This is a genomic window from Pseudomonas sp. 7P_10.2_Bac1, from assembly GCF_025465935.1.
Lineage (GTDB): Bacteria > Pseudomonadota > Gammaproteobacteria > Pseudomonadales > Pseudomonadaceae > Aquipseudomonas.
Map to the genome: position 1 here is coordinate 332,782 of NZ_JANLNV010000058.1, position 7,781 is coordinate 340,562.

General features: G+C 57.8%; 7 protein-coding genes. 3 read left to right on the plus strand and 4 right to left on the minus strand.

Annotation, left to right across the window (positions count from 1 at the left end):
• The first annotated feature begins 88 nt into the window (after window positions 1-88).
• Window positions 89-2,203 (plus strand): TonB-dependent siderophore receptor, encoded by a 2,115-nt coding sequence (locus NTD86_RS11175; protein ID WP_262202273.1) that lies wholly within the window; start codon window positions 89-91, stop codon window positions 2,201-2,203.
• Window positions 2,204-2,252: 49 nt separating this feature from the next.
• Here NTD86_RS11175 and NTD86_RS11180 read toward each other — a convergent pair whose 3' ends face one another.
• Window positions 2,253-3,125, minus strand: a complete 873-nt coding sequence (locus tag NTD86_RS11180) for an alpha/beta fold hydrolase (protein WP_262202274.1) — start codon at window positions 3,123-3,125, stop codon at window positions 2,253-2,255.
• A gap of 172 nt (window positions 3,126-3,297) precedes the next feature.
• On the opposite strand from NTD86_RS11180, the gene NTD86_RS11185 reads away from it, so the two are divergent.
• Window positions 3,298-3,888: a CGNR zinc finger domain-containing protein gene (locus NTD86_RS11185; RefSeq protein WP_262202275.1), complete on the plus strand. Its 591-nt coding sequence runs from the start codon at window positions 3,298-3,300 to the stop codon at window positions 3,886-3,888.
• A 24-nt stretch (window positions 3,889-3,912) separates the two neighbouring features.
• On the opposite strand, the gene NTD86_RS11190 is transcribed toward NTD86_RS11185, so the two are convergent.
• A complete protein-coding gene (locus tag NTD86_RS11190; protein ID WP_262202276.1) occupies window positions 3,913-4,365 on the minus strand; it encodes a carboxymuconolactone decarboxylase family protein in 453 nt (150 codons plus the stop codon).
• A 121-nt stretch (window positions 4,366-4,486) separates the two neighbouring features.
• Here NTD86_RS11190 and NTD86_RS11195 point away from each other — a divergent pair, with 121 nt between their 5' ends.
• Window positions 4,487-5,905: a PLP-dependent aminotransferase family protein gene (locus NTD86_RS11195; protein ID WP_262202277.1), complete on the plus strand. Its 1,419-nt coding sequence runs from the start codon at window positions 4,487-4,489 to the stop codon at window positions 5,903-5,905.
• Between the two features lie 53 nt (window positions 5,906-5,958).
• Here the strand turns inward: NTD86_RS11195 and NTD86_RS11200 are convergent, their stop codons facing one another.
• Entirely contained in the window at window positions 5,959-6,639 is a 681-nt protein-coding gene (locus NTD86_RS11200) for an MgtC/SapB family protein (RefSeq protein ID WP_262202278.1), read from the minus strand.
• Window positions 6,640-6,720: 81 nt separating this feature from the next.
• Entirely contained in the window at window positions 6,721-7,410 is a 690-nt protein-coding gene (locus NTD86_RS11205) for an HAD-IA family hydrolase (protein WP_262202279.1), read from the minus strand.
• Between the last annotated feature and the right edge of the window lie 371 nt (window positions 7,411-7,781).

A 7,781-nucleotide genomic window follows, 5' to 3' on the forward strand; every position in this document is an offset into this window, starting at 1 on the left:
AAATAGTAATGATTACCATCTGTTAAGATGTAAAACTTTGTAACTCATTCTCGGTTACGCAGTTCCTCATCTGGAGTACTCGCAGATCATGCGCAAAAAGTTCACCCTGCCAACGTCAGCCCTGACGCTGGTCGCTTTAGGTATTTTCAATCACGCCTTCGCCGCTCAAAGCACCGTCGACTTACCTGCTACCACGGTCAATGCTGCCGACAACGAGGAGGACTCGCCTGAGGGCTATCAGGGAAAACCCAGCGCCACCACCACCCGCCTCAACCTGACCGCGCAACAAACCCCGCAGGGCGTCACCAGCATCAAGCGCGAGCAACTGGATGACTTCAAGCTCAACAGCATTCGCGATGTGCTGGACAATACCCCGGGCGTGAATGTGCAGAAGGTCGAAACCGACCGCACCTACTTCACCGCACGCGGCTTTGACATCACCAACTTCCAATACGACGGCATGGGCATGCCATTGAACAACGGGCTGCTGGTGGGTGACATCGACATGGCGCCTTACGAGCAAGTGGATATTCTGCACGGCGCCAACGGCTTGATGAGCGGCACCGGCAACCCGTCCGCCACCGTCAACTTCGTGCGTAAACGCCCCACCGCCGATACCCAGGCCACCGTCAGTATCAGTGCCGGCTCGTGGGACAAGCGCCGTGAAGACATTGACGTCTCCGGGCCGCTGACCGATTCAGGCAATGTGCGCGGGCGACTGATTTACGCAAACGAAGTGGGCAACTCCTACCTGGACCGCTACTCCCGCGAAAAGAATATTTTCAGTGGTTTGCTGGCTTTCGACCTGACCGACAGCGACACCGTGACCGTCGGCGTAGAAGACCAGAAATCCAACGCCAACGGCGCCAGCTGGGGTGCGCTGCCACTGGTCGATGCCAGCGGCAACCCGATTCACTACCACAGCACCCGCTCCAACATTGCCCAGCCGTGGGTGTATTGGGATGTGCACACCACCCGCGCCTTTGCCGAGTGGGAACACCGCTTCGAGAATGACTGGAAATCGACGCTGACCCTGACGGCGATGGAACACCGTGAAGACACCAACATGTTCTACATCTATGGCAACAGCGCATCGCCCACCGGCTATACCGGCTTGGCCTCCAAGTATAAGGACGATACCCGCGAGCTGGATGGCGACCTCTCTTTCAGCGGCCCGTTCAGCCTCGGCGGCCGGGAGCATCAGTTGACCTTCGGGGCCAACGTGGCGCGCTCGCGCACTCAGGAAACGTCGCTGTACGGCACGTCGTCGTACTACACCTCGGTCTCGCTGCAAGACGCCTTGAACGGCGACATTCCCAAGCCGACCTACAACATTGCCGATCCTGACGCGACCTCGAACTACACCGACCGCCAGAAAAGCCTCTATGCCGGTGCACGCTTCAACCTCACCGACGACCTGCACCTGATTACCGGTGCGCGCATGCTCAGCGCCGACAGCGATGGCGAAAACTATGGCACCGGCCGTGATGTGCGCATTCATGGCAAGGTCACGCCTTATGCGGGCGTGGTTTACGACCTGACTGCGCAATACTCTCTGTATGCCAGCTACACCAAAATCTTCAACCCACAGTACGACCTGAACACCCAGGGCAAGGTCATCGACCCGCTGGAAGGCAAGAGCTATGAGGCCGGGATCAAGGGGCATTTGCTGAACAACAAGCTGGATGTCTCGGCCGCGGTGTTCCATACCCAGCAAGACAACGTCGCGACCTATGCCGGCTTCAACCCGGCACTGGGTGGTTACTTGTACGACGGCATGTCGTACAAGAGCAGCGGGATTGAACTGCAAGCGTCTGGCGAGCTGGCTCCCGGTCTGCAAATCAGCGGCGGTTACACCTACGTGTATATCACCAACGCCGATAACCAGCGGGGCAACAAGTTCATCCCGCGCAATGCCTTGACCTCTTCCCTGACCTACCAGTTGCCAATGGAGCCCAAGGTCAAGGTCGGTGGCAGCCTGAAATGGCAAAGCAAGATCGAGAACGACACCACACCGGCTGCCGATCAGGCCGCTTATGCACTGGTGGGCCTGATGGCCAGCTATCAGATCGACTCGCACTGGAGCACCCAGCTCAACCTCGACAACCTGACCAACCAGAAATACCTGGACAGCGTGCGTTACGACCAGAGCAACTTTGGCGACCCGCGCAATGTAACGGCATCGGTGAGCTGGAAGTTCTAAAAGCAGCTGCAGGCTTGCCCTATCAGGCAAGCCTGCCGCGCATCCCTCATCAAGCGCGTGGCAGCACTGCCAGAATCCGCTCGGCAATGTGCTCGGCATGGGTTTGCAACGCGAAATGGCCGGTGTCCAGCAACTCCACCACCGCATGGGGGTTATCGGTTTTATAGGCATGAGCCCCCGGCGGGATGAAAAACGGGTCGTGCTTGCCCCAAATCACCAGCGTCGGCACCTGCGCGACCTTGAAAAACGACTGGAAGCGCGGGTACAGGGTCAGGTTGTTGCGGTAGTCGAGGAACAGGTCCAACTGGATCTCGTCATTGCCGGGTTGCTGCATCAGCAACACGTCCAGCATCCAGTATTCCGGAGCGACCCGCTCGGGCGTTACAACGCCATGCAGGTACTGATAACGCGTCCCTTCCAGGCTGAGCACTGCCTTGCGAATGACCTCGCGGTTGGCCGAACTCGGCTCACTCCAATACGCGCGAATCGGCGCCCAGGCATCCCCCAGCCCTTCGAGATACGCATTGCCGTTTTGTGAAACCAGCCCAGTGATGCGCTGTGGGTGCGCCAACGCCAGGCGAAAACCCACAGGCGCGCCATAGTCGAACACATAAAGTGCATAGCGGCTGAGCCTCAACGCATCGACGAAATGCCCCAGGGTGATCGCCAGATTGTCGAAGGTGTACTCATAACCGCGCTCTGGCGGGACTTCGGTGAAACCAAAACCCGGTAAGTCCGGCGCGATAACCCGGTAATGAGACGCCAGCAACGGAATCAAATCGCGAAACATATGCGATGAGCTGGGAAAACCATGCAGCAACAGCATCACAGGCGCCGACGGGTCGCCTGCTTCGCGGTAAAACACACGCACACCGTCAGCCTCGACGTGCTGATAACGCACCGCAGGGGTTGAAATCGACATAAAGACACTCCTCAAGTAACCGTTCAAATTGATTTTTGGGGTTAGCTTTTTAAAAACTGACCGCAAACTTGTAACCTGTCAAATTAATTTATGCGGTTACCAATCTCAATTTTGTAACTACACAAGCAAGCGAATGGCGGTTACGATAGCGCAGTACTTTCGAGGACTGACCATGAACGCTACCCCCACCGCTACACCGCTTGAGCCTTATGTGCTGGCAGATGATCCCGTACTGGACCTGCTCAACACCCAAGCCAATGTCGATGCCGTGCCCGTGGATTTTTGGCAACACGATGCCGACGTGACCCGATGGCTGGTGCGCCTGGGCTGGTTCAGGGAGGGTGAAATACCTGAATTTGAAGCAGGTGCCCTGCTGGCTGCAGCCAGGCACCTGCGTGAAGTGATCCGTGGCTTGCTGGAACAGCGCAAGGCCGGACAGCTGGGTGATCCCGCGGCGCTAAACGCCTTTTTGCGCAAGGCGGTCAGTTATCCGCAATTGCTCTGGACCGCACCCGGTGAGCTCAATCTGCACCGTCAGCGCAAACAGCAAACCCCCGAGCAGTTTCTGGCTCCGCTGGCTGAAGCTGCGGCAGATTTGCTGGTCAACGCTGATTTTGAGTTGATCCGCACCTGCGAGCACCCGGAATGCGTGCTGTGGTTCTACGACCGCACCAAGGCGCACAAACGGCGCTGGTGCAGCATGGCGCTGTGCGGCAATCGCCATAAGGTGGCGGAGTTCCGCAAGCGCAAACTGAAGCCCTAGCGATTATGCCCAGAGGGGATCACATCACCCCTTTGCTGCACTCGGCACCATGCGAAAGGCCACACCCAAGCGGTTATAGGCGTTCATCAGCCCAATGGCATAGGTCAATTCTGCCACTTCCTTATCATTGAACTGGCCAGTGACCGCGTCATAGTCGGCTTGAGGCACGCCGGTCTGGGCAACCCGCGTAACGCTTTCGGCCCACGCCAGTGCGGCCTGTTCGCCTGGGGTGAACAGTGCTGGGGCTTCCTGCCATACCGGCACCAGCACCAGTTTGTCGACGGTCATGCCCTGCTTCAATAAATCACGCGAATGCAGATCGATGCAGTAAGCACAGCCATTGATCTGCGATACACGTAGGTACACCAGATCGATCAGCGCTTTTGGCAGAACGCTGTTTTGCAGTGCCATGTGCACACCGCCAAAGGCTTTGTAGCCTTCAGGGGAGGCCTTGGAATAGTCAATACGCTTGCTCATGCTCAGCCCTTGCTTTGATAAATGGAGTGACGGCATAGTGCGATTTCTTGGCCCTATCAGAAAGAGCCATGATCAATCTCTATGACCAGGCCATGATTCCATCACCTGCACAGGCCCCCGCATGGCCACCACAGTCCTGAGCCTGTCGGGGCTTGACCCGACATCCAGCGAGCCGATTTACCGCCAATTGTATTGGCGCTTTCGCGAAGCGATCCACAAGGGCCTGCTCAAACCCGGTGACCGGGTGCCCGCCGCCCGAGCCCTGGCCAAAGAACTAGGGCTGGCCCGTGGCACGATCGACAGCGCCTATTCACTGCTCACCTCGCAGGGCTACCTGCAATCACGCGGCCAGGCCGGCACGCGGGTGGCCTACGGAATTTGCGACACAGCCTCTGCGCCCTTGGCCACGGCGCAGCCACTGGCATTGCAACAGCAGACGATCCGCCAGCCGTCGCCCCTGCTGCCGTTTCAAATGGGTGTGCCCGCGCTGGATGCCTTCCCCAGAAAGATCTGGGCGCAAATCAGCGCCCGTTGTGTACGTGCTACCCATTCACAGGACCTGGCGAATCCTTCGGCCTATGGCTTGCAAGCACTGCGCGCCGCGATTGCCACCTATCTACAGGTTTCGCGTGGTATCAGTTGCTCACCCGCCCAGGTGTTTATCACCGCCGGCTATCGAGAGACGTTGTCGCTGATCGCCCATGCCGTGCTCACCCCCGCAGACCGGGTGCTGATTGAAGACCCGGGCTATCCGCCGACCCGGCGACTCTTGGAAGGTCTGCACATCACCCCCGTGCCGATCCCTGTGGATCAGGACGGGCTGTGCGTTGCAAGGGCACTTGAAGCTGGTCACCACGCCCGCGCTGCCGTAGTCACTCCCGCGCACCAGAGCCCACTGGGCGTGTCACTGTCTTTGCCACGTCGGCTGGCGTTGCTGGAGTGGGCGCGGGAGCAACAGGCATGGATTGTCGAAGACGATTACGACGGCGAATACCGCTACGTCAGCCGCCCTTTGCCCGCGCTCAAAAGCCTGGACCGCGACGGTCGAGTGCTTTACAGCGGCACCTTCAGCAAAGTCCTGTTCCCGGCCATGCGCCTTGCCTACGTAGTCGCGCCAGAGGCACTCGTGGAGCGTTTTGAACAGACCTGCGAGGCCTTTCAAAGCGGTTGCCCGGAGTTGAGCCAGGCCATTGTTGCCACCTTCATGGCTGAGGGCCATTTCGCTCGCCATATCCAGCGCATGCGCAAGCTCTACAGCGAGCGCCGGACCATGGCTGTCAATGGGCTGAAAAGCGTACTCGGCGAGCAGATTCAGATCGATGCCAATCCTGGAGGGATGCACCTGATCCTGCGGTTACGCCCACCACAATCAGACCGAGTGATGGTGCAACGGATGCGTAAAACGGGCTTGTTTGCCGAAGCATTGAGTGAATGGCAACAACAGGGCGAGCCCGCCTCGGGCCTGCTACTCGGCTTTGCCAATATCGACTCGCTGGCCACCGCCCAAGCCCTGGCCAGACGCATCCTGGCGTTGATGTAAAGCCGTGCCGCTATTTGCAACACGGTGTCATCGAGCGCAGAGACATTACAGGCCTACGATGAATGCTCCATGCTTTGCGCCCGCACGCCTGGAAGAGTCAGGATGCTCTTGAGCATTCCTGCCGACTCATAACGGGTGGTTTTTCTGAGTTCGAGGACGATGTTTTCGACCGAAATATCCGGGCCTTCATAGATGATCACCTGCTTGATGCGGTCTGCACGCTCGCCCAGGAGTTCGTCGAGCACTTGGCGGGTCACAGCGCCTGTGGGCGCAATCAGCTTGATCACGTGGGTCTTCAAATAACCGCGGTATTTGCGCTCCAGCGGTGTGACCGTCATCAGGATGAACAGAATCAGCGCGGTGGCGGCGGCAGCAAGCACGTAAAGCCCGCCGCCTACCGTCATGCCAATCGCGGCGACCACCCACAAACTCGAGGCAGTGGTCAGCCCTTTAATCACGTCCCCGCGCATCATGATCGACCCGGCACCGAGAAAACCGATGCCACTGACAATTTGCGCGGCAATCCGAGAAGGGTCCAGACGCGTGCCGGGCATGGTCAGCGCCTGTTCAAAACCATAAGCCGATACAACCATGAACAAACAAGAACCGGCAGCAACCATCATGTGAGTGCGTAAACCGGCCGTCCAAAACAAGTGCTCTCGCTGAAAACCTATCAAGCTGCCAAAAAATGCAGCCAACAGCAAACGCGTGCACATTTCCCACTCAGAAATCATGAAAACTCCTCAAACCAACTACCTGCTGATGCAGTCCAAGCCACCAGCATAGTCAAGGATTTCAAGTGCATAGGACATTATTCAGCGCAGCGATGGCAGACCGTAGGCGCCAAGATCGAACTCCGGCAATTGACGAATAATCAAATCCGCGTGGTGATATTTACTGTCGGGCATGGCTGCATCGGGGACGGCAATCGCCGTCATATTCGCAGCCTTGGCAGCCGTGACGCCAAAGGGTGAATCTTCAAAGACCAGGCAATCTTGCGGGGCAACCCCGAGGCGGCGAGCAGCGGTCAGGAAAATATCGGGAGCGGGTTTGGCAGCGCCCACTTGCGGGTCATCGGCCGTCACGATCGTGTCAAACAGCGCGAACCACTCGCGGTGCAACGTGGTTTTGTGGCCAAAACCGCTGCTGGTTGAACTGGTACCCACAGCAATCGGAATGTTGTGCGCCTTCAAGTGCCTTACCAGCGCCTCGGCGCCGGGCATGGCGAGTGCCTTGGAGAAGTGTTCAGCCATCAATGGCTCGCGGGCCTTGAGAAACTCTTGCCAAGTGATAGGTAATTCCAGGGCCTTGACGATGTACTCAGCCAGGTCCTGAGCCCCGCGCCCGATGATGTGCTGTTTGATGTTCCAGTCATACGTGCGGCCATAGCGTTCGACCACGATCTGTGTGACTTCGGAGTAGATGCCTTCGGTATCCAGCAACAAGCCGTCCATATCAAAAATCACGGCCTTGATCGGGCCGACAGCATTACGCGGTGTATTCATCACAACAGATCCGTGGTGGAAGGCGAATGGATGAGGCACCTTAACTGGCGGGCTTGTCAGAATGCCAGTGGGCGCACAAAAGTTTCCTTGGGGAGTTAGTTGGTGCCGAAGGCTGCGTTCTGGCATGAAGCGCTTTTTATTGGATCGGTGTACATATCCATTGGATGTATAACGGCGATCTACGGATTTCGCCCTTACGGCGAGGCAGTTTTGTATGACTCACCCACATAGGTAACAGTTTTTAACTGGCACGCCGCCACGCAGAAACTCTACTCGGCCTCCCGAAGGGGCGGACAGATCAGAAACCAAATCAAAAGATCGCAGCCTGCGGCAGCAGGCCGTGTGGCTTTTGATCTGGCTCTTGATCTGGT

Excerpts from the sequence above, each read along its gene's own strand:
- NTD86_RS11185 (WP_262202275.1), top strand. The coding sequence starts at position 3,298 with ATGAACGCTACCCCCACCGCTACACCGCTTGAGCCTTATGTGCTGGCA.
- NTD86_RS11200 (WP_262202278.1), bottom strand. The coding sequence starts at position 6,639 with ATGATTTCTGAGTGGGAAATGTGCACGCGTTTGCTGTTGGCTGCATTT.
- NTD86_RS11180 (WP_262202274.1), bottom strand. The coding sequence starts at position 3,125 with ATGTCGATTTCAACCCCTGCGGTGCGTTATCAGCACGTCGAGGCTGAC.
- NTD86_RS11205 (WP_262202279.1), bottom strand. The coding sequence starts at position 7,410 with ATGAATACACCGCGTAATGCTGTCGGCCCGATCAAGGCCGTGATTTTT.
- NTD86_RS11175 (WP_262202273.1), top strand. The coding sequence starts at position 89 with ATGCGCAAAAAGTTCACCCTGCCAACGTCAGCCCTGACGCTGGTCGCT.
- NTD86_RS11195 (WP_262202277.1), top strand. The coding sequence starts at position 4,487 with ATGGCCACCACAGTCCTGAGCCTGTCGGGGCTTGACCCGACATCCAGC.
- NTD86_RS11190 (WP_262202276.1), bottom strand. The coding sequence starts at position 4,365 with ATGAGCAAGCGTATTGACTATTCCAAGGCCTCCCCTGAAGGCTACAAA.